At 74.2% G+C, this 19,323-nt stretch carries 15 protein-coding genes; 11 read left to right on the top strand and 4 right to left on the bottom strand.

Features of this window, described 5'->3' with window-relative positions; translation table 11 throughout:
* The first annotated feature begins 223 nt into the window (after positions 1–223).
* The 5 genes from ACIOJE_RS37890 to ACIOJE_RS37910 all read left to right on the top strand — a co-directional run bounded on the left by ACIOJE_RS37890 (position 224) and on the right by ACIOJE_RS37910 (position 9,040).
* Positions 224–4,111, top strand: a complete 3,888-nt coding sequence (locus tag ACIOJE_RS37890; RefSeq protein ID WP_400782850.1) for a Pls/PosA family non-ribosomal peptide synthetase — start codon at positions 224–226, stop codon at positions 4,109–4,111.
* Positions 4,093–5,472: a M1 family metallopeptidase gene (locus tag ACIOJE_RS37895; protein WP_400782852.1), complete on the top strand. Its 1,380-nt coding sequence runs from the start codon at positions 4,093–4,095 to the stop codon at positions 5,470–5,472. Before ACIOJE_RS37890 ends, ACIOJE_RS37895 begins: the two co-directional genes overlap by 19 nt.
* Positions 5,473–5,648: 176 nt before the next feature.
* Positions 5,649–7,028, top strand: a complete 1,380-nt coding sequence (locus ACIOJE_RS37900; RefSeq protein WP_400782855.1) for a serine hydrolase domain-containing protein — start codon at positions 5,649–5,651, stop codon at positions 7,026–7,028.
* A gap of 363 nt (positions 7,029–7,391) precedes the next feature.
* Positions 7,392–8,231 carry a GNAT family N-acetyltransferase gene (locus ACIOJE_RS37905; protein ID WP_400782857.1) on the top strand — a complete coding sequence of 280 codons (840 nt, stop codon included), beginning with the start codon at positions 7,392–7,394 and terminating at the stop codon, positions 8,229–8,231.
* A complete protein-coding gene (locus tag ACIOJE_RS37910) occupies positions 8,228–9,040 on the top strand; it encodes a lysophospholipid acyltransferase family protein (protein ID WP_280683556.1) in 813 nt (270 codons plus the stop codon). Before ACIOJE_RS37905 ends, ACIOJE_RS37910 begins: the two co-directional genes overlap by 4 nt.
* 42 nt (positions 9,041–9,082) lie before the next feature.
* Here ACIOJE_RS37910 and ACIOJE_RS37915 read toward each other — a convergent pair whose 3' ends face one another.
* Entirely contained in the window at positions 9,083–10,696 is a 1,614-nt protein-coding gene (locus ACIOJE_RS37915; RefSeq protein ID WP_400782860.1) for an MFS transporter, read from the bottom strand.
* Between the two features lie 124 nt (positions 10,697–10,820).
* Between ACIOJE_RS37915 and ACIOJE_RS37920 the strand changes: the two genes are divergently transcribed.
* The 3 genes from ACIOJE_RS37920 (at position 10,821) to ACIOJE_RS37930 (ending at position 13,744) form a co-directional block, all read left to right on the top strand.
* Entirely contained in the window at positions 10,821–11,498 is a 678-nt protein-coding gene (locus ACIOJE_RS37920; RefSeq protein WP_280683552.1) for a TetR/AcrR family transcriptional regulator, read from the top strand.
* Positions 11,499–11,664: 166 nt separating this feature from the next.
* Positions 11,665–12,618 carry a prolyl aminopeptidase gene (gene pip, locus ACIOJE_RS37925; RefSeq protein ID WP_280683550.1) on the top strand — a complete coding sequence of 318 codons (954 nt, stop codon included), beginning with the start codon at positions 11,665–11,667 and terminating at the stop codon, positions 12,616–12,618.
* Positions 12,619–12,745: 127 nt separating this feature from the next.
* Positions 12,746–13,744 (top strand): YdcF family protein, encoded by a 999-nt coding sequence (locus ACIOJE_RS37930; RefSeq protein WP_400782865.1) that lies wholly within the window; start codon positions 12,746–12,748, stop codon positions 13,742–13,744.
* Positions 13,745–13,873: 129 nt separating this feature from the next.
* On the opposite strand, the gene ACIOJE_RS37935 is transcribed toward ACIOJE_RS37930, so the two are convergent.
* Positions 13,874–14,134, bottom strand: coding sequence for a PaaI family thioesterase (locus ACIOJE_RS37935; RefSeq protein WP_400782867.1), 261 nt, complete (start codon positions 14,132–14,134; stop codon positions 13,874–13,876).
* 141 nt (positions 14,135–14,275) lie between these two features.
* Between ACIOJE_RS37935 and ACIOJE_RS37940 the strand changes: the two genes are divergently transcribed.
* Positions 14,276–15,718 carry a PHB depolymerase family esterase gene (locus ACIOJE_RS37940; protein WP_400782869.1) on the top strand — a complete coding sequence of 481 codons (1,443 nt, stop codon included), beginning with the start codon at positions 14,276–14,278 and terminating at the stop codon, positions 15,716–15,718.
* Positions 15,719–15,741: 23 nt separating this feature from the next.
* Here the strand turns inward: ACIOJE_RS37940 and mca are convergent, their stop codons facing one another.
* Together mca and ACIOJE_RS37950 are read right to left on the bottom strand one after the other, a co-directional pair.
* Positions 15,742–16,632: a mycothiol conjugate amidase Mca gene (gene mca / locus ACIOJE_RS37945; protein ID WP_280683542.1), complete on the bottom strand. Its 891-nt coding sequence runs from the start codon at positions 16,630–16,632 to the stop codon at positions 15,742–15,744.
* A 52-nt stretch (positions 16,633–16,684) separates the two neighbouring features.
* A complete protein-coding gene (locus ACIOJE_RS37950) occupies positions 16,685–16,960 on the bottom strand; it encodes a hypothetical protein (RefSeq protein ID WP_280683540.1) in 276 nt (91 codons plus the stop codon).
* A gap of 127 nt (positions 16,961–17,087) precedes the next feature.
* Between ACIOJE_RS37950 and ACIOJE_RS37955 the strand changes: the two genes are divergently transcribed.
* Both ACIOJE_RS37955 and ACIOJE_RS37960 read left to right on the top strand, forming a co-directional pair.
* Complete coding sequence (locus ACIOJE_RS37955; RefSeq protein ID WP_400782872.1) at positions 17,088–17,864, top strand: TetR/AcrR family transcriptional regulator; 777 nt, start codon at positions 17,088–17,090, stop codon at positions 17,862–17,864.
* Positions 17,865–17,961: 97 nt separating this feature from the next.
* The gene (locus ACIOJE_RS37960; RefSeq protein ID WP_400782874.1) at positions 17,962–18,642 is read left to right on the top strand and encodes a DUF6445 family protein; all 681 of its coding nucleotides are present in this window, start codon (positions 17,962–17,964) and stop codon (positions 18,640–18,642) included.
* Positions 18,643–19,323 lie beyond the last annotated feature (681 nt).

A 19,323-nucleotide genomic window follows, 5' to 3' on the forward strand; every position in this document is an offset into this window, starting at 1 on the left:
AATCGCGCTCAGTTATTGACTGACGAAACGTCAGATTCGGCCATTTACGGCCGAGTTGGGTCGGGTGTCGGGCCGTACGGTGCCTCATGCCCGGGGCTACCATCGATCGGGTTGTCCGCTCCGGCCCCGGAGTGGGGTCACCCGGTCAGGCGAGTGCTCCCACCGCCCCCAAGGGCCGGGCATTGGTCGGAACGGGGCGAGGACGAGGAGCGTACGGGCTGCCATGACAGCTGAACCGAGCCAGCCGGAGCAGTCCGCCACACCGCCGCAAGCCCTGTTCCCGGGGCGCCCGGCCGCCGCACCGCGCACCCTGGTCGACGTCCTGGACGCCACCGTCCGCGCCCACCCGAACGAGCCGGCCCTGGACGACGGGCACACCGTCCTCAGCTACCGCGCCCTGGCCGCCGAGATCGAGCAGCTGCGCCGCCGACTGGCCTCCGCCGGGATCGGCCCGGGCGACCGGGTGGGCGTGCGGGTGCCGTCGGGCACCAACGACCTGTACGTCTCGATCCTCGCCGTACTCGCCGCCGGCGCCGCTTACGTCCCGGTCGACGCCGAGGACCCGGACGAGCGCGCCCAGCTGGTCTTCGGCGAGGCCGACGTCGCCGCGGTGCTCGGCGCCGAGCGCACCCTGACCGTTCACCGCGAGCGCGAGGCCGCCCAGCCCGATCACTCGACCATCCGCCCCGCCCCCGCCGACGACGCCTGGATCATCTTCACCTCCGGCTCCACCGGTCGCCCCAAGGGCGTGGCCGTCACCCACCGCAACGCCGCCGCCTTCGTCGACGCCGAGGCCGCGCTCTTCCTCCAGGACGAGCCGATCGGCCCCGGCGACCGGGTGATGGCCGGGCTGTCCGTCGCCTTCGACGCCTCCTGCGAGGAGATGTGGCTGGCCTGGCGGCACGGCGCCTGCCTGGTGCCCGTGCCCCGCTCCCAGGTCCGCAGCGGCGCCGACCTCGGCCCCTGGCTGGCGGAGCAGGAGATCACCGTGGTCTCCACCGTCCCGACACTGGCCGCGCTCTGGCCGGCCGAGGCGCTCAACGAGGTGCGGCTGCTGATCTTCGGCGGCGAGGCCTGCCCGCCCGAGCTGGTCCAGCGCCTGGTCACCGAGGGTCGCGAGGTCTGGAACACCTACGGGCCCACCGAGGCCACCGTGGTCGCCTGCGCCGCACTGCTGACCGGCGACGGCCCGGTCCGGATCGGCCTGCCGCTGGACGGCTGGGACCTGGCCGTGGTCGACGAGGCCGGCGCGCCGGTCGCGGCCGGCGGCACCGGCCAGCTGGTGATCGGCGGCGTCGGCCTGGCCCGCTACCTCGACCCGGCGAAGGACGCCGAGAAGTACGCGCCGCTGCCCTCGCTCGGCTGGGAGCGCGCGTACCGCAGCGGTGACCTGGTCCAGGCCGACCCGGCGGGCCTGCTGTTCCTCGGCCGCACCGACGAGCAGATCAAGCTCGGCGGCCGCCGGATCGAGCTCGGTGAGGTCGACGCGGCGCTGCAGGCCCTGCCCGGCGTGGCCGGTGCGGCCGCCGCCGTCCGCACCGCGCGCGGCGGCAACCAACTGCTGGTCGGCTACCTGGTCGTCCAGGACGGCTACGACCGCGAGCAGGCCGTCGAGCGGCTGCGCGCCGAGCTGCCGGCCGCCCTGGTGCCGTTGCTCGCGCCGGTCGACACCCTGCCCACCCGCACCTCCGGCAAGGTCGACCGCGACGCCCTGCCCTGGCCGCTGCCCGAGCTGGAGAGCGCCGGGCCGAGCGAGCAGCTGTACGGCACCGAGGCCTGGCTGGCCGAGCAGTGGGCCGAGATCCTCGGCGTGACGGTGAGCGGCCCGCGCGACGACTTCTTCGCCATCGGCGGCGGCAGCCTGGCCGCTGCCCGGCTCACCACCCTGCTGCGCACCCGCTACCCGAACGCCGCCGTGCTGGACGTCTACCAGCACTCGACGCTGCGCAAGCTCGCCCGGCACCTGGAGCGCTCCGCCGCGCAGGGCGGCGAGACCCGCATCATCACCCTGGTGCCGACCAGGGCCAAGCTGCTCCAGCTGCTCCTGCTGATCCCGCTGTTCACGGTGGTCGGCCTGCGCTGGACGGTCGCCCTGCTGGCCGCCGGCAACCTGCTCTCCCACCTCGGCGACTACCCGTGGGCGCCCACCGCCTCCTGGTGGGCGGTCGGCGCGGGCGCCCTGGCGCTGTACACCCCGGCAGGCCGGCTGGCCATCGCGGCCGGCGGTGCCCGGCTGCTGCTGCGCGGCCTGCGCCCGGGCAGCCACCCGCGCGGCGGCGCCACCCACCTGCGGCTCTGGGCCGCCGAGCGGCTCGCCGAGATCAGCGGCGCCACCTCGCTGTCCGGCGCCTGGCTGGTCCGCTACGCCCGCGCCCTGGGCGCCAAGGTCGCGCCCGAGGTGGACCTGCACTCGCTGCCGCCGGTCACCGGGATGCTGAAGCTGGGCCGCGGCTGTGCCGTCGAGGCCGAGGTGGACCTGTGCGGCTACTGGCTGGACGGCGACCGGCTGGAGGTCGGCCAGGTCAAGGTCGGCTCCGGCGCCGTGGTCGGCACCCGTTCGACCCTGCTGCCCGGCGCCCGGGTCGGCAAGCGCGCCCAGGTGGTGGCCGGCTCCAGCGTCACCGGCCAGGTGCCGACCGGCCAGCGCTGGGGCGGGGCGCCGGCCGTCAAGCTGGGCCGCGCCGAGCGGGCCTGGCCCAAGGAGCGCCCGCCGCACCGGACCTTCTGGGCCGCGCTGTACGGCGCCAGCGGCACGGCGCTCGGCCTGCTGCCGGTGCCGCCCGCGCTGGCCGCACTCGCGGTGCTCTCCCGCTTCGTCCACCAGGGCGACGGCCTCGGCGCGGCGCTCGGCGGCGCGCTGCTCGGCCTGCTGCCCGCCACCCTGGCCTACGGCGCGGTGTACGCGGCGCAGCTGGTGGCCGCCGTCCGGCTGCTCAGCCGAGGCCTCGTCCCCGGGGTGCACCCGCTGCACGGCCGGGTCGGCTGGCAGGCGTGGACCGTCACCCAGCTGATGGACCAGGCCCGGGAGGTGCTGTTCCCGCTGTACGCGGGGCTGGTCACGCCGCTGTGGCTGCGGGCGCTCGGGATGCGGGTCGGCCGGGGCGCGGAGGTGTCCACGGTGCTGGCGCTGCCCAGCCTGACCACCGTCGGCGACGGCGCGTTCCTGGCCGACGACACCCTGATCGCGCCGTACGAGCTGGGCGGCGGCTGGGTGCGGCTCGGTGAGGCGAAGGTCGGCGAGCGGGCGTTCCTCGGGAACTCGGGGATGACCGCGCCGGGCCGGGCGGTGCCCAAGCGGGGCCTGGTGGGCGTGCTGTCGGCGACGCCGGCGAAGGCCAAGAAGGGCGGCTCGTACCTGGGCATGCCGCCGATGCGGCTGCCGCGCGCGGCGGACGAGGCCGACCAGAGCCTGACCTACGAGCCGCCGGCCCGGCTGCTCTGGGCGCGCGGGCTGGTCGAGCTGGCCCGGCTGCTGCCGGTGCTGGCCTCGGGGGCGCTCGGCGTGCTGACCGTCGCGGCGCTGTCCCGGCTGGCCTCCTCCTGGTCGGCGGGCGTGGCCGCGCTGCTGTCGGGCCTGCTGCTGCTGGCGGCCGGTGCGGCGGCCTGCACGGTCGCGGTGGCCGCCAAGTGGCTGCTGGTGGGCCGGTTCCGGGCGGTGGAGCACCCGCTGTGGAGCGGCTTCGTGTGGCGCAACGAGCTCGCGGACACCTTCGTCGAGGTGCTGGCGGTGCCGTGGCTGGTCGGCGCGGTGCCGGGCACGCCGGTGCTGAACCTCTGGCTGCGCGCGCTCGGTGCGCACGTCGGGCGCGGCGTCTGGTGCGAGAGCTACTGGCTGCCGGAGGCGGACCTGGTCACCCTCGGGGACGGCGTCACCATCAACCGGGGCTGTGTGGTGCAGACGCACCTCTTCCACGACCGGATCATGCGGATGGATACTGTGGTCCTCCGCGAGGGCGCCACCCTGGGCCCGGGCGGCATCGTGCTGCCCGGCAGCACGGTGGGCGCGCGCAGCACGCTGGGCCCGGCCTCGCTGGTGATGCGCGCCGAGTCCGTCCCCGCCGACACGCGGTGGCTGGGCAACCCCATCGAGGCGTGGCAGCCCACGTCATGACCACCCGTCCCGGCCCGCAGGAAGCGCACGTCCCCGTGAAGCCCAAGCACGCCCCGGCGGCCGCCGCCACCCCGGATCCGTACTTCCCGACCAGCGGCGACCACCGCTACCGGGTCCACCGTTACGAACTCGCACTGGACTACCGGCCCGGGCCGAACCGGCTGGCGGCCTCGGCCCGGCTGAGCGCCGTGGCGGACGCGGCGCTGGCCGAGTTCGCACTGGACCTGGCCGAGTTCCGGCTCGGGCGGGTGCTGGTCGACGGCAAGGCCGCCCGCTACACCCACCGCGGCGGCAAGCTGCGGATCCGCCCGGCCAAGGCCCTGGCGGCGGGCGCGGCGTTCACCGTCGAGGTGCACTACACCGGCAACCCCCGCCCGGTGCGCAGCCCGTGGGGCGGCCTGGGCTGGGAGGAGCTGACCGAGGGCTCGCTGGTCGCCAGCCAGCCGATCGGCGCGCCGTCCTGGTTCCCGTGCAACGACCGGCCCGCCGACAAGGCGACGTACCAGATAGCGGTCACCACCCCGTCCCCGTTCACCGTGGTGGCGAGTGGCCGGCTGCTCACCCGCACCACCCGGGCCTCCAGCACCACCTGGGTGTACGAGCAGACTGCGCCGACCTCGCCGTACCTGGTGACGGTGTCGATCGGCCACTACCGGCCGGTGCCGCTGGCGACGCGTCCGGCCGTGCCGCAGACCGGCTACGTCCCGGAGCGGCTGGTCCCCGAGTTCACCCGGGACTTCGGCCGGCAGCCGGAGATGATGGCGTACTTCACCGAGGTCTTCGGGCCGTACCCGTTCGGCGAGTACGCGGTGGTCGTCGCCGACGAGGAGTTGGACGTCCCGGTGGAGGCGCAGGGCGTCGCCACCTTCGGGACGAACCACCTCGGCGGCGGTTGGGAGCGCGAGCGGCTGGTCGCCCACGAGCTGTCCCACCAGTGGTTCGGCAACAGCGTGACGATCGCCGACTGGCGGCACATCTGGCTGAACGAGGGCTTCGCCAAGTACGCCGAGTGGCTGTGGTCCGAGCACGCCGGCGGCCCCGCCGCGGCCACCCACGCCGCCGCCGCGCACGGTCTGCTGACCGGGCTCCCGCAGGACCTCAGGCTCGCCGACCCGGGCCGGAAGCTGATGTTCGACGACCGGCTGTACCAGCGCGGCGGCCTGGCCGTGCACGCGCTGCGGCGGGCCCTGGGCGAGGACGCCTTCTTCGCGATGCTGCGGGACTGGACGAGCGTCCACCGGCACGGTGTCGTCGGCACCGCCGAGCTGCTCGGGCACGCCTCCCGGTACGCCGCCGCCCCGCTCGGCCCGCTCTTCGAGGCCTGGCTGGAGCGGCCCGAACTGCCGCCGCTGCCGGGCTGACCGGGCTGCCCGGGCTGCCCGGGCACGAGGGTCCGGACCCTGGGTGATATAGCCGGGCGTTCGCGGAAATAACGGGTGGATCCGCCGAAGCGGCGTGACTAGGTTGAGTTCGTTTGCCGCCCGCGTTCGCCGACCGGCCCCGTCGACGGACCTCGCCGAAGGATTCAGAGGATCAGATGACCGATCAGCCCGACGAACTGCTGCCGACCACCCGCCGCGCCCTGCTGCACCGGATCGCCGTCGCCCAGGCCGAAGGCCGCACGCCCTCACTGGCCGCCGGCGTGGTCCGGGACGGTCAGCTGGTCTGGAGCGGCGCCCGCAGCATGGTCGACGGGCACGCACCGACCCCGGACGTCCAGTACCGGATCGGCTCGCTCACCAAGACCTTCGTCGCCGTGCTGGTGCTGCGGCTGCGTGACGAGGGCCTGCTCGACCTCGCCGACCAGCTGGCCCGCCACCTGCCCGGCACCCCGGCCGACGACGCGACCATCGCGCAGCTGCTCGCCCACACCGCCGGGCTCGCCGCCGAGACCCCCGGGCCCTGGTGGGAGCGGACCGACGGCTCCCTGCGGCCCGGCCTCGACGACCTGCTGGAGCCCGGCGCCGCCGTCAAGCATCCGGCCGGGCGCCTCCACCACTACTCCAACCCCGGCTACGCGCTGCTCGGCGCGCTGGTCGAACGGCTGCGCGGCGAGCCCTGGGGCGAGGTGCTGCGGCGCGAGGTCCTGGCGCCGCTCGGCATGGACCGCACCACCGTGCTGCCCGGGCACCCGCACGCCGGAGGCTTCGCCGTCCACCCGTGGGCCGACGTCATGCTGCCGGAGCCGCTCACCGACACCGGGCTGATGGGACCGGCCGGCCAACTCTGGTCCACCGTCGCCGACCTCGCCCGCTGGGCGGCCTTCCTCGCCGCCGGGGACGACAAGGTGCTCGCCGCCGACACGCTCGCCGAGATGCGCCGGCCCGCCACCGGCCCCGAGGACGCGAACTGGACCGCCGCCTACGGCCTCGGCCTGCAACTGCGCCGCCACGAGGGCCGGGTGCTGTACGGCCACACCGGCTCGCTGCCCGGCTTCACCGCCGGACTGTGGGTCAGCGAGCAGGACGGGCTGGCCGCGGTCGCCCTCTCCAACGCCACCAGCGGCGCCAACACCCCGCTGCTGGCAGCCGAGTTGATCGCCCTGACCGCCGAGCACGAACCCCGGCTGCCCGAGCCCTGGCGCCCGCTGCCCGAGGTCGACGAGGAGCTGCTGGCACTCACCGGCCCCTGGTACTGGGGCACTTCGGCGCAGGCCCTGCGGCTGCGCGCCGACCGCGCCCTGGAACTGACCCCACTCTCCGGCGGCGCCCGCAGCTCCCGCTTCCGCGCCGAGCCGGACGGCACCTGGACCGGGCTGGACAACTACTACGCGGGCGAGACCCTGCGGGTGGTCCGGGCCGCCGACGGCACGGTCAACCACCTGGACCTCGGTTCCTTCGTCCTCACCCGCGAACCGTACGGCCCGGCGGCCTCCGTCCCGGGCGGCGTCGACCCGGACGGCTGGCAGGCGTTCTAGGGCCTGTCTTCAAACCCCCGCCTGCGTGGCGACGCCGGGGGCTTGAAGACAGGCCCCAGGGCTAACCCTCCGGCCCGTTCGAGGGCGTGAGAAGCAGCCCGGGGGCGCGTGGGCTCCCGGGTTGTCCGCCCTCTTGTCCACCCTCCGTGGGCGAGCGCCCGGTGCCCGGCAGATGACCGGGAGGCAACGGGTGGTCCCATTCAGCAGTTGCACATCTGCGCTCCGCCGCGCCGCAACATAAACGCCAACCGGCTCGGAGAGACATACGGAGACCGGTTCGCGTGCATGCTCAACGCCCGCGGGCCGGGCCGGTGCCCTGGCGATCCTGGGCACCGCCGATCGTGCTGCCCTGGAGGGTCCGCCATGACCACCGTCCCCACGTACGCTCCGACCGCAGTCGCCCCCACCCACGATGCCCCGACCGTTCCCGCCCCCCGCCAGCAGCAGACCCCGGCCGCCGGGTACACCGTCTCGCTCGCCCGCGACGGCGACGACGTGCGCGCCGCCCAGCGGCTGCGCCACCAGGTGTTCGCCACCGAGCTCGGCGCCGTCCTGCGCAGCCCGGTCGCCGGTCTGGACGTCGACCCCTTCGACGAGTACTGCGACCACCTCCTGGTCCGCGAGGGCGAGCACGGCGCCGTCGTCGGCACCTACCGGCTGCTGCGTCCCGAAGCCGCCCGACGGGCCGGCCGGCTCTACTCCGACGGCGAGTTCGAGCTCTCCGCCCTCGCCCCCGTCCGCCCGGGCCTGGTCGAACTCGGCCGCTCCTGCATCCACCCCGACCACCGGGGCAACGGCGCCGTCATCAACCTGATGTGGGGCGGCATCGCCCGCTACCTCGCCGACACCGGCAACACCTGGGTCGGCGGCTGCTGCTCGATCGCCCTGGACGACGGCGGCGCCACCGCGGCCCGGGTCTGGGACACCGTCAGCGCCAAGTACCTGGCCCCCGAGCGGTACCGGGTCACCCCGCGCCGCCGCTGGGACGCCACCGGGGTACCGCGCGCCGAGCGGGGCGCGCTGCCCGCCCTGCTCCGCGGCTACCTGCGGCTCGGCGCCTGGGTCTGCGGCGAGCCCGCGTACGACCCGGACTTCGACTGCGTCGACCTGTACGTGCTGCTGTCGCTGGAGCGCACCGACCCGCGCTACCTGCGGCACTTCCTGTCCGGACTGCCCGCCCAACCCCTCGGCGCCACCTCATGAGCGTCTGGCTGCCGACGGCCCCCTGCCGGCCCGAGACCTGCCTGGCCGACCCGGCGCCCGCCGTCTCGCACCCCCGACGGGCGCTGCGGCTGGCGGCCTGCCTGGCGGCCGTGGTGGCGGGCGTGCTGCTCAGCCTGCCGCTCCGCCTCCTCCCGTACGGCACCCGGGAGCAGCTGATCCGGCTCTGGGCGCGCGTCCTGCTGCGCGCCCTCGGGGTCACAGTCCACCTCGGAACGCCCGGCGGCGGGGTCGGCGGCGGGACGCTCGTGGTGGCCAACCACGTGTCCTGGCTGGACATCCCGCTGATCGCGGCGGGCCGCCCGGGCCGCTCGCTGGCCAAGACCGAGGTCCGGCACTGGCCGGTGGTCGGGCCGCTGATCGCCTGGGGCGGCACCGTGTTCCTGGACCGCGACCGGCTGCGCGCGCTGCCGGGCACCGTGGCGGCGGTGGCCGAGGTGCTGCGCGCCGGCCACCCGGTGATCGTCTTCCCGGAGGGGTCGACCTGGTGCGGGCGGGAGAGCGGCCGGTTCCGGCCCGCGCTGTTCCAGGCCGCGGTGGAGGCGGGTGCCTTCGTCCAGCCGGTGACGATCCGTTACCGACTGTCGGACGGTCGCCCGACGAGTGTGCCCGCCTTCGTCGGCGACGACGGGCTGCTCACCTCGCTCGCCCGGGTGGTCGCGGTGCGCGGGCTGGTCGCCGAGGTGACGTTCCTGCCACCGATTCCGCCGCCCGCGCCGCAGGCCACCCGGGCGGGGGCGCGGCGGGAACTGGCCCGCACGGCGCAGGCGGCGGTCGAGGGCATCCGCTGACGCGCTGTCACCGGGCTCACCGGGCAAACAAGGCGCACCGGGTCAGGCCGGCCGGGCCTCGGCCAGCGGCTCGGGCTCCTGGCTCGACTCCGGGTCCTGGCTCACCTCCGGATGCGCGTTCGTCTCAGGGAGCTCGGTGCCGCCGAGCCCGACCGGGCGGGCCCGGCCCAGCAGGACGGCGACCACGACGGCGGTGACGGCGAGCGCGGCCGCACCGCAGCGCGTCGCGAGGTGGATGCCGTCGATGAAGGCGCCGTCGACCGCCTCCCGGACCGGGCCGGGCAGCACGGCGGCCGCACCGCCACCGCCGTGCCCCGCCCCGGCGGGCGCGTCCGCGATCGGGCCGACGGCGCCCGGTGACACGCCGAGCCGGTGCAGGGCGGCGGTCAGGGTGCCGGTCATCCGGTTCGTCAGCACGGCGCCGAGGACCGCGATCCCGAGAACACCGCCCAGTTCGCGCAGGGTGTTGATGGTCGCCGAGGCCATCCCGGTCTGCGCCGGGGCGACCCGCTGGAGCACCGCGATCGACATCGGGGTGAAGGTCATCCCCATCCCGAGGCCCATCGCGAACAGGGTCCACAGGTATTCGACGTAGTGGGCGTGCTCGCCGTAGAGGGACAGCCCGCCGAGGCCCGCCGCGCACAGGGCGAGGCCGAGCACCAACGGAAGCCGGGGGCCGTACCGCGAGGTCAGCCGGCCGGAGAGCGGGGCGGCGATGACGATCATCCCGGTCATCGGCAGCCCGGCGTAGCCGGCGTCGGACGGGGACCAGCCGAGCGGGCCCTGCATCAGCAGCGGCAGGAAGAACAGCGCGCCGAAGATCCCGAAGCTGACCATGAAGCCACTGAGCAGCGCGCCCCCGAGGGCGCCGTCGCGGAACAGCCTCAGCTCCAGCATCGGTTCGGCGAGGCGCAGTTCGAGCACCAGGAAGGCGGCCAGCAGCGCGATCGCCGCGACGCCGCAGAGCAGCACCCGGGTGTCCGTCCAGCCGCGGGACGGCCCCTCGATCAGCGCGTAGACCAGCAGGCCGAGACCCGCGGCGGAGAGGGTGAGGCCGCCGAGGTCGATCCGCCGGGCGCGCGGCGGGATGTCCGGGAGGACGCGGGCGGCGAGCACCAGGCCGGCCACGCCGATCGGCACGTTGATCCAGAACACGCTGGCCCAGCCGAGATGTTCGACCATCGGCCCGCCGACCACCGGGCCGATGGACAGCCCCAGCGCGGAGACCCCGGACCACAGGCCGATGGCCTTGGCGCGCTCGCGCTCGTCGGTGAAGACGTGGCGCAGCAGGGCGAGGCTGCCCGGGGTGAGCAGTGCGGCCCCGACGCCCTGGAGCATCCGAGCGCCGACCAGCAGGCCGATCGTGCCGGCGAGCGCGGCCAGCGCGGAGCCGACCGTGAACAGCGCGAGGCCGAGCCGGAACATCCGGGTGCGGCCGTGGCGGTCGCCGAGCGCACCACCGGTCAGCACGAGCGCGGCGTAGACGAGGCTGTAGCCCTCGGCGACCCATTGGAGGCCGCTGATCCCGGTGTCCAGGTCCTGCCCGATCCGGGGCAGGGCGTTGTTGACGATGACGTTGTCCAGCATGGACATGAACATGGTGACGCAGAGCGTCAGTAGCGCGAGCCGTTTGCGCCGGGCGCTCGACTCCTGCATGGGGAACCCTCCCGATCCGTGGCCCCTAACAGCGTTAGGGAGTGATGCGGCACGCACAGAGTGCCCCTAACGGTGTTAGATTGCAAGCGGGATCCGCGAGACCACGGGAGGCGTCCGCACAGCCATGCCGGAGAACGACGACACGACACCTCCGCTGACCAGGGAGGCACTGACCCAGGCCGCGCTGCGGGTCCTGGAACGGGACGGCCTCGCCGGGCTGTCGATGCGCAAGGTCGCCGCCGAGGTCGGCGTCAAGGCGGCCTCGCTGTACTGGCACGTCCGCAACAAACAGGAACTGCTGGACCTGCTCACCGACGCGGTGATGGCCTCGGCCGAACCCCCGCCGCGCGAGGGCGGCTGGCGCGAGCAGTTCCACGCCTACTGCTCGCGCTACCGCCGGCTGCTGCTCGACAACCGCGACGCCGCCAAGGTCGTCTCGGGCCGTCTCGCCCCCGGGCCCCACCTGCTCGCCGTGATGGAGGACCAACTCGACCGCCTCCGCGCGGCCGGCTTCTCCGACGCCGACGCCGCCATGGCCACCTACCTGCTGGGCGCCTTCGTCCAGGGATTCGTCCTCCAGGAGCAGTCACCGATCTCGGCCGCCGAAGTCCTCGGCACCAGCCGCCGGGACATCGCCGACGCCGCCGGCGACCGCTTCCGCTCCCTGCCGGCGGACACCTTCCCCAACCTCGTCGCCCTGGCCGGCGACCTCACCGAACCCGACATGGACGCCCGCTTCGAGTTCTGCGTGCAGCGCATCCTCGACGGGCTCGCGGCCCTGCTGCCGGTCGACCGGCGGTGACCCGACCCGTGGCACGTACGACGGCCGGCCGCCTTCCGCGTCGGGCGGGCCGAGTCCGGGGGCTCCGATAATCTGCGGCCCGGCCTCCGAGCACCGGCTAGGGTCGTCGTGACCGGCCCTGGTCCCACCGGGCGATCCGACCGCACGTCCACGGAGGAGTTCCGCGATGCCCGAGCTGTACCCCCACTACGAGCCGTACGCCCAAGGCCTGCTGGACGTCGGCGACGGGCAGCGGATCCACTGGAACGCCTCCGGCAACCCGGCGGGCAAACCCGCCGCTGTCGTGCACGGCGGGCCCGGGTCCGGCCACCGGCCGGGCGCCCGCCGGTACTTCGACCCCGAGCGGTACCAGGTGGTCCAGTTCGACCAGCGCGGCTGCGGGCAGAGCCTGCCGCACGCCGCCGACCCGACGACCGGGCTGGAGCACAACACCACCGACCGGCTGATCGCGGACATGGAGCGGCTGCGCGAACACCTCGGCATCGAGAAGTGGCTGCTGTACGGCGGCTCCTGGGGCTCCACACTGATCCTCGCCTACGCCCAGGCCCACCCCGAGCGGGTCTCCGGGATCGTGATCTGCGGGGTCACCACGACCCGCCCCGAGGAGACCGACTGGCTCTACCGGGGCGTCGCCCGCTTCCTGCCCGGCCCGTGGGAGGAGTTCCGGGACTTCCTGCCGGCCGCCGACCGGGACGGCGACCTGGTGGCCGCCTACAGCCGACTGCTCAACAGCCCGGACGAGACCGTCCGGCGGGCCGCCGCGAACGCCTGGGCCCGCTGGGAGGACGCCGTCATCGCGCACGAGGTGCTGGGCAAGCCGAACGCGTACAGCGACCGCCCCGCCGACGCGCTGATGGCGTTCACCCGGATCACCGCGCACTACTTCGCGCACCGCGCCTTCCTGGCGGACGACCAACTGCTGCGCGACGCCGGGCGACTGGCCGGCATCCCGGGCGAACTGATCCACGGCCGGCTGGACCTCGGCTCGCCGCTCGACACCGCATGGCGGCTGGCCCGGGCCTGGCCGGAGGCCCGACTGACCGTCATCGACGAGTCCGGGCACACCGGGAGCCCGACGATGACGGAGGCGGTCCTCGCGGCGATCGAGCGGTTCGCCTGAGCGACGCGTCCGCGAGGTGCGCCCGCGCGGTGTGTCTGAGCGGTTCGCCTGAGCGGTTCGCCTGAGGGACCGGCTCCGGGGGCGGACGGCCGATTCGCACGAACGGCCTACGCCTACGATACGAGGCATGATCGTCTATGCCCCAGCCGCCCTGTTCTTCCTGTTGTTCGGAATAGGGGTACTACGGGACCGCCGCCAGTTCAGCAACGCCGTCCTGCTCGGCATCTCCGTCTCCCTGCTGGCCCTCGCCCTGCTCGCCGAACTCCGCAAGGCGCCCACGCTGGTGGCGGAGCTCGTGGCGGTCGCGATCATCCTGCTGCCGGCCGTGGGCACGATGGCCCTGGTCTGGTTCCTGATCTCCAACGGCCTGACCATGATCCGAAAGGAGGGCAGGCGGCCCGCCAACCTGCTGTCGCTGCTCGCCGGACTGGGCATTCTCGCCGTCATCGCGCTGCTGTTCGTCGCCCTGGCCACCCGCTCGCGCCAACTCGGCATCCTCGCGGGCACCGCCGTCCTGGTGGTCGGTTACATCTCCTTCCTGTTCGTCTGCTTCGTCGGCTACGCGTTCCTGTACGGCCGCCACCGGCCCCGCCGGGACGTGGACTTCGTGGTCGTCCTCGGCTCCGGGTTGATCGGCGGCGAGCGCGTCCCGCCGCTGCTCGCCAGCCGGCTCGACCGGGGCCGGGAGGTGTACGACCGGCAGGCCGCCCGCGGCAACCCGCCGATGCTGATCACCTCGGGCGGCCAGGGCCCCGACGAGAAGCTGCCGGAGTCCCACGCGATGGCCGACTACCTGACCGGGCGCGGCTTCCCGGCCGAACACATCGAGCGCGAGGACGGCTCGCGCACCACCGAGGAGAACCTGCTCTTCAGCAAGGCCATCATGGAGCAGGCCAAGCCCGACTACCGCTGCGTCGTGGTCACCAACAACTTCCACGCCTTCCGGGCGGCGCTCACCGCCCGCCGGACCGGCGTCAACGGGCACGTGTTCGGCTCCCCGACCGCCGCCTACTACTGGCCGAGCGCGACGATCCGCGAGTTCGCCGCCGTGTTCCTCTCGCACAAGCTGATCAACTTCGGGATCTGCGGCCTCCTCGCGCTCTGCGGCCTGCTCGCGGCCCTCTGACCCCCGCCGGCCCCGGCACTTCGAGCACGCCCCGGTCGCCACTGCGGCCGGGGCCCGCTCGTTCACGGTCAGAGTTCCCCGGCAGGGCCGCACCAAGGCCCGCACCAAGGCCGCTGCTTGGGCCGCGGGTCAGGCCGCCGGGCGGGGCGCCAGGATCGCGCAGGTGGTGGTGGCGTGCGCGTAGAGCTTGCCGTTCTCCACCCCTACCACCCTGGCCTCGGCCGTCGCCATCGTCCGCCCGAGGTGCAGCACCAGGCCCTCGCAACGCAGCAGCCCCGAGTCGGCGAACAGCGGGCGCAGCATGTGGACGTTCAACTGCGTGGTGGTGTAACCGATCCCGGCGGGCAGCCGGCTCAGCACGGCACAGCCGAGCGCCGAGTCGGCCGGCACGGCGCTCCGCAGTACCGGGCCATGGCGGTCCGCGCCATGGCGGGACGGTGGACCGCGGGTGACCGCCACATGGCACCTGGGCGTGGCGCGCGCCACGCTGCTCGGCAGCCGCCCCCACTCCTCCCCCACCCAGGAGCTCCCATGCCCCTCCGCCCTGCCGTCGCCGCGCTGCTGACGGCGGCTGCCCTCACGATCGGCACCGCCACGCCCACCCCGGCGGTGGCCGACACCGCGAGCGGGACCTTCCAGCAGGTCGCCGGGTTCGGCGCCAACCCGGGCAACCTCGCGATGTACTCCTACACCCCCGCCGGACTGCCGGCCGGCGCGCCGCTGGTGGTCGCGCTGCACGGCTGCCTGCAGAGCGCCAACGACTACTACCGCAACTCCGGTTGGACCACCTTCGCCGACCGGTACAGCTTCGCGGTGGTCTTCCCCCAGACCAGCAGCGCCAACAACAGCCTCTCCTGCTTCAGCTGGTTCGACGCGGCCAAGGACGCCCGGGGCGCCGGCGAGGCGGAGTCGGTGGTCGAGATGGTCGCCAAGGCCAAGGCCCTGTACGGCTCGGACGGCCACCGGGTGTTCGTCACCGGGCTGTCGGCCGGCGGCGGGATGGCGGCCGACCTGCTGGCCGACTACCCGGACGTGTTCGCCGGCGGGGCGATCGACTCCGGCCTCCCGGCCCACTGCGCCACCACCCAGGGCGCCGCCTCCGGCTGCCAGAACGCCGATCAGGGGCTCACCCCGGCGCAGTGGGGCGACAAGGTCCGGGCCGCGTACCCGGGTTACGCCGGACCCTGGCCCCGGGTGGCGATCTGGCAGGGCAGCGCGGACACCGTGGTCGAGCCGGTGAGCGCGACGGAGCTGCGCGACCAGTGGACGAACGTCCAGGGCGTCGGCCAACGCCCGACCGGTACCCGGACCCTGCCGGGCGGCACCACCGAGGAGGACTACGCCGACGCAGGCGGGCAGCCCGTCGTGGCGCTGTTCACCGTCTCCGGGATGGGCCACGGGCTGGCGGTCAACCCCGGCACCGGGACCGACCAGTGCGGGGCCATCGGCAGCTACTTCCTCAACACGATCTGCTCCAGCTACTACACCGCGCTGTTCTGGGGCCTGGACAGCGGGACCGGGCCCACCACCCCCGGTCTGCCCGCCCCGGCCGGACTGACCGCGGCCCCGGTCGACCAGGGCTCGATCGCGCTCTCCTGGCAAGCCGTCAGCGGCGCCACCTCGTACCGGGTCTACCGGGACGGCGCCCTGGCCGGCAGCCCGACCGGCGCGACCTTCACCGACACCGGGCTCGCCTCCGGCACCGCGTACGGCTACACCGTGGCGGCGGTCGACACGGCGGGCACGGTGGGCGCCCGGTCGGCAGCGGTGACGGCGACCACCGGCGGCAGCACTCCGCAGTGCTTCACCGACAGCAACTACAACCAGGTCCGGGCCGGTCGGGCCACCCAGAGCGGCGGCCTGACCTACGCCTTCGGCTCGGGCCAGGGCATGGGGCTCTGGAACACCTTCGTGACCCACACCCTGAAGCAGACCGGACCGGGCTACTTCGTGCTCGCCGACGGCCAGTGCTGAGCCGACGGAGGCCCACCTACGGTTCATTCGTCCTCCTCTCCTGAGCGCAGCCCCGCGAACAGGTCGGTCTCGGGCCACTCGCCCGCACCCGGCACCAGGCTCCGGGCGAGGTGGTAGTCCTCGGTCGGCCAGACCTCGCGCTCGATGTCCCTCGGGTGGGCCATGAACGCGACGCCGGGCTCGACCTGGGTGGCGTGCGCCAGCATCGCCGCGTCCCGTACGGCGAACTGTTCGGCGCACGCCACCCGGGTGGTGGCGGCGAGGGCGGGCCGGGTGTCCGGCCAGTCCGCGAGCAGCTCGCCCATGCCCGAGGCGACGCCCCGCTCCGTCATCGCATCGTGCAGGGTCTGGAACCAGGCCCGGGAGAGCGCCAGGTGGTAGTAGAGCTTCGCCACCGGCCAGGGCTCCCCCGCCTCGGGGTGGCGGTCCGGGTCGGCCGCGGCCTCGACGGCCTCGACCGTGACCTGGTGGGTCATCACATGGTCCGGGTGCGGGTACCCGCCGGTCTCGTCGTAGGTGACCACCACCTGCGGGCGGAACTGCCGGATCAGGGCGACCAGCGGCGCCGCGGCGACCGCCACCGGCTGGGCGGCGAAGCAGCCCTCCGGCAGCGGCTCCTCCGGACCCGGCATGCCGGAGTCGACGAAGCCGAGGAACTGCTGGCGCACGCCCAGGATGTCCCGGGCCGCTGCCATCTCCTCGCGCCGGATCCGGGTGAGGTCCGCCCGCACCTCGGGCCGGTCCAGCGCCGGGTTGAGTACCGAGCCGCGCTCGCCGCCGGTGCAGGTGGCGACCAGGACGTCCACCCCTTCGGCCGCGTACCGGGCCAGCGTGGCCGCGCCCTTGCTGGATTCGTCGTCGGGGTGGGCGTGGACGCTGAGCAGGCGGAGTCCGCCGGGGTGCTGGGTGACCATGGTTCCTCCGTGGATGGTGGTCGGTTGATGACCGATCGGTGATGGCTGCTGGTCAGACGGGCTTACGGGAGCCCGGGTAGAGCAGGGCCGGTGCGATGGCGAGCGCGGACAGGGCGAGCACCCACCAGAACGTCTCCCCGAAGGCCGCGCCGGCCGAGCCGCCTGCACCGATCGTGGTGTCCAGCAGGGCGAGCACCGGCCCCAGCGCGAGCACCGCGCCCATCTTGAGCAGGCCCGACGGCAGCGGCTCCGCCAAGCCCGCCCCGGCCGCCGCCCCAGCCGCCCGAGCCGTCGTCACCCTGCGCTTTCCGGTGACCGATGTGGTCATGCGCCCTCCGCCTGGTCGTCCCTTCGGCGGCCGCTCCGACCGCCCGGAAGAAACTTAGGACGAACCCATAGATTAGGTCAAGCCTATTTTCTGTGACCGACCCAGCGAACTGCGCTACGCTGCCCCCATGACGGAAACCGGGGCTACTCCGAACCTGCGCGAGCTCAACAAGCGCCGCACCCGCGAGGCGATCTCGCACGCCGCGACCGGGCTCTTCATCGAGCAGGGCTTCGACCGCACCACCATCGCCGAGGTCGCGGCCGCCGCCGGGGTCGCCAAGATGACCGTCACCAACCACTTCCCGCGCAAGGAGGACCTCCTCCTCGACCTGCACGAGGAGATCGTCGGCAGACTCGCCCGGGCGGTCACCGGGCGCGCGGCCGGCGAATCCGCCCTCACCGCGCTCCGCCGCGACTGCCTGGCCGGCCTCGACCGGCACGACCCGCGGCTCGGGTTCTCCGGCCAGGCCTTCGCCCGCACCATCGCCGACAGCCCCGCCCTGGTCGCCCGGCTGCGCGAACTGCACGAGCAGAGCGAGACCGCCCTCGCCGAGGCCCTCGCCGAGGCCGGCGCAGAGGCCCGCGCAGAGGCCCGCGCAGAGGCCCGCGCATCGGTCGCCACCTCGACCGGCTCCGAGGCCGACCTGCCCGCCGACCTGGCCACCGACCTGCCGCTCGACCTACCGTCCCGCCCGCCGCTCGACCCGCCGGTCGACTTCGAGAGCCGGGTGGCCGCCGGGCTGCTCGCCGCCGTCGACCGTGCGGTGTTCACCGAGGTGTTCCGCCGCCTCCTGGCCGGCGAGGAGACCACCGCCATCACGGCGGTGGTCCGACCCTCGGCCGTCCGGGCCTTCGACCGACTGGAGGGCGCCCTGGGCACCTACGCCGTCCGGACAAGCCCCTGACCTGCGGCGGGAAACACCCCGCCCATGGGCAGCACTTGACGAAAGGTTGACCTGCTCACGGCAGAAGGTTGACGGCCGCCGCCCCTATCGTCGGCCCATGCCCTCACAGCCCATCAGGTCCACCGCCCTGCCGGTCCTGCCCTACCGCAAACCCACCCGTGGCCGGGACTTCTGGGTCCTGGACAACGTCCTCCCCGACCCGGACGCCGTCCGCGAGCGCTGCCTGGCCCGCGGCGACTGGACCGAGGGCTACCCGTACCGTCCCGAGGCCTGGCCCGGCCTGCGCACCATGCCCGGCCTGAAGCCCGACGAGCTGACCCGCGTCGAGGCCCTGGTCCGCAAGGCGACCGGCGCCTCCCGGCTCTGGGTCCAGAGCACCCCGGGCGGTGGCACGCTGAACCACAACTGCGTCCAGGTCGTCGGCGCCGGTGAGTCGGAGTCCCGCCCGCACACCGACTCCCGCGCCCTCTGCCGCTACGCCGCCGTGCTCTACCTCAGCCCGGGCGCGCCGAAGGACGCCGGCACCAGCTTCTACCGCCAGCAGTTCCCCGGCGGACGCCTCGGCGGCAACCTGGTCAACGCGCCGCACAACAACCTGGTCGAGGCGCTCGGCACCCGGCACGTGCCCGCCGACCACTTCACCGAGGACGTCCGTGTCCCCAACCGCTACAACCAGCTGCTGCTCTACCACGCCAACCTCATCCACAGCGCGACGACCTACTACGGCGCCGAGCTGCCGGAGCGGCGGATGACGGCCGTCTTCTTCTGGATGGCCTGACAGGCCGCCGCCGCGGACGGGCCGGGACGGCCTCTTGGCGCCGCCCCGCCCGCGCCGTCGACAGTGGAAGGGACGGACCGCGCCCCTGCGGTCGCACCGGAGATCACCTGCGCCGCCCTGGGCATCAGCCCGGCCGACTGCCTCCTCATCGACGACCACGCGCCCAACGTCGAAGGCGAGCAGGCGCGAGTCGTCGGCGCTGGCGGTGGTGCGGGACGTGCGCGAGTCCCGGGATCCGGTCTCGGTGGAGGAGCTGGAGCGGTTCGAGACGGACGTGCTGGCCGGTTTCGTGTTGGCGCGGGCCTCGGCGGGGCTGACGGACGGCACCATCCGCGCGGGGACGTCGGGCACCTGGGCCGGTTCGGCAAGCTCCACGTCCGCCTGGGCAAGGGCGCCCGCGGCTCGGGGCCGCGCGAGCGGATGGTGCCGCTGATCAACGGCGCGGACCGGACGCTGCAGTGGTTCATCGAGGACGTCCGGGGCCAGTTCGACGACGACCACACCCGCCCGGCGCCCCGCTGCATCACGGGAAATTCCGGTGCATCGATGAACTGCCAGCCCCTAGCATGCGTGGGTGAACCTTTCACATCTCGGCGCGCCGATCAGGCCGATGATCCGCGTCCACGGCGGGTTCGCCAACCGGATGTACCGGCTCGACACCGACCAAGGGTCGTTCGCGGT

Source organism: Kitasatospora sp. NPDC087861 (genome assembly GCF_044742585.1).
GTDB lineage: Bacteria > Actinomycetota > Actinomycetes > Streptomycetales > Streptomycetaceae > Kitasatospora.